This is a genomic window from Neptuniibacter sp. (assembly GCF_024231755.1).
Lineage (GTDB): Bacteria > Pseudomonadota > Gammaproteobacteria > Pseudomonadales > Balneatricaceae > Neptuniibacter.
In genome coordinates this window covers 1-1,684 of the sequence record NZ_JAAEQH010000072.1, presented here as the reverse complement: position 1 = coordinate 1,684, position 1,684 = coordinate 1, and the positions used below count along the sequence as shown (strand labels likewise).

Annotated in this window: 4 protein-coding genes; all 4 read right to left on the bottom strand. The window is 41.5% G+C overall.

What is annotated here, in order from left to right; translation table 11 throughout:
• Window positions 1-555 (bottom strand): phage terminase large subunit (locus GY843_RS03520; RefSeq protein ID WP_297306576.1); only part of this gene is annotated, 555 nt, incomplete at its 3' end.
• Complete coding sequence (locus tag GY843_RS03515) at window positions 552-869, bottom strand: DUF5681 domain-containing protein (RefSeq protein WP_297306574.1); 318 nt, start codon at window positions 867-869, stop codon at window positions 552-554. The genes GY843_RS03515 and GY843_RS03520, both read right to left, overlap by 4 nt.
• Window positions 870-915: 46 nt before the next feature.
• Window positions 916-1,350, bottom strand: a complete 435-nt coding sequence (locus GY843_RS03510; RefSeq protein ID WP_297306572.1) for a hypothetical protein — start codon at window positions 1,348-1,350, stop codon at window positions 916-918.
• Window positions 1,343-1,684, bottom strand: a 342-nt coding sequence (locus GY843_RS03505; protein WP_297306570.1) for a hypothetical protein, incomplete at its 5' end; no start/stop codon positions are given. The genes GY843_RS03510 and GY843_RS03505, both read right to left, overlap by 8 nt.

Genomic DNA, 1,684 nt, shown 5'->3' with positions numbered 1-1,684 from the left:
TTCAATCTCCTCTATTACCTCCTTGTTTAAAAACGGGTTATCTAGGTACGTAGATTTAAAGAAGTCGCAGTCATCCCTAGGTATAACCGTGTCGTATAGCCAATGGTATTCTTCTGAAGGGTTGAAGTCTATGAATATCTTATAAAGGCAGCGCATAGAAATCTGAACAAAAACCTCTTTTTGCAACTCTGTACACTCGTTGAGAAAAACAAAGTGATGTTTTGCCCCCCTAAATTTGTCAGGTTGATCAGCACTAATAAACTGAACTAGGTTGCCAAATAGATTGTATGTGTTCTCGGTCTTGTTATGGTGCTTCTCTTGATACCATCCTGCTTCTTGTATGATATTAAAGAAGTCACGCATCACACTTGCACGAAGTGAAGGGAAACTTCTGCGTATGATCGTTATGGTAAACTGTGAGTTTTGGTATGTATAGCACCACTCACATAGGCAATGTAAAACCGAATAGGTCTTACCACTTCGACTACCACCTTGCAAGCAAACTATCCGTGCCTTGCTGCCCTTAACATCGTAGTACGCTTTAGGCTGTTTCACGTAGTCAGGTTCTCTTCTTTTTGGTCTGTCTTATCCAACACCTCATCAAACCACGAAGGGGGCTTAGAAGCCTCTAAAATCGTTACGTCAGTTTCTACCTGCTTAGGCATAAAGTATGGCATCAAGCTGCTTAAAGCCTTTAGGTATTTCTCGTCGCTGTTCTCACGCAATATGCCTAGTGAGTTTCTGATATTATCTATCTCGCCTTCCATGACCTGCACGAACAATTCTCGTGCCTCACTAGAAATTTTACCTTTAGCACCTTTTGGTCTTCCATTAGGATTACCCGATTGTCCTTTATCGTACTTAGCCATGTCTGTTTTTTTCTGTTGTTTACAGGTTCGAGTCCAAGAAGGGTGACTACTGTTGATCTAATAATTGCAAGACCAAATCGTAAGCATCGCGTTTGCCTTCAGCATATAAACTCCCACTATCCGACATTGCACGAAGTCTATCTATGTCTGCCTTTAATTTGCGTGTACCGATCCATCCGTTTTTTTCACCTTTCCTTGACCACTTCGCGAACCTTTCAACGCATCGTTGTTTAATTACATCCAACCTTTCTGCATCATCATAAGTCAGCCTGTATGCTCCGTATGGATCAAAGGTAACTATGCCTTTGTCGTGCATCTCACTTAGTCTCGCTGATGCTGTTTGCGCTTTTATGCCTAGCTGAAAGCCAAGCATTTCTAAAGTAGTTGCGCCCTTAGTTTCTAAGTAAGAATATACCTGCTGTTCCATAGATGGTTTCTTAGGCTTAATCTCTTCGTGGGCTTGATAGCTTGCTTTACTCATCTTCTAGTCTGCTTTTAAAATGTTCAATAATCTTCTCTGTCTTTACCTTGTAGTAGTCTTTAAACTCTCCCTCTCCCCCTTCTTGCTTGTACAACTTGTAGAGTACAGCACGTAACCTTTGGCTCTGTGTCTTCTTCTTATCGTACAGGTCTAACTCTATGCTGTCTAACTCTTCGAACGGTACGCTTTCTTTGGGCGAATCATCAGCCCTAAAGTACAGTATACCGAATGTATCTAACAAACTATCAATGTTCATTAGGTCTGCGCTCGTCTGCTCTTGTGTAAGCAAACGTAAACTTACGCTTCTATCCTTTCTGCGTTGATACCCATCAAG

Coding starts and splice junctions, on each gene's coding strand:
- GY843_RS03515 (WP_297306574.1), bottom strand. CDS start 869: ATGGCTAAGTACGATAAAGGACAATCGGGTAATCCTAATGGAAGACCA.
- GY843_RS03510 (WP_297306572.1), bottom strand. CDS start 1,350: ATGAGTAAAGCAAGCTATCAAGCCCACGAAGAGATTAAGCCTAAGAAA.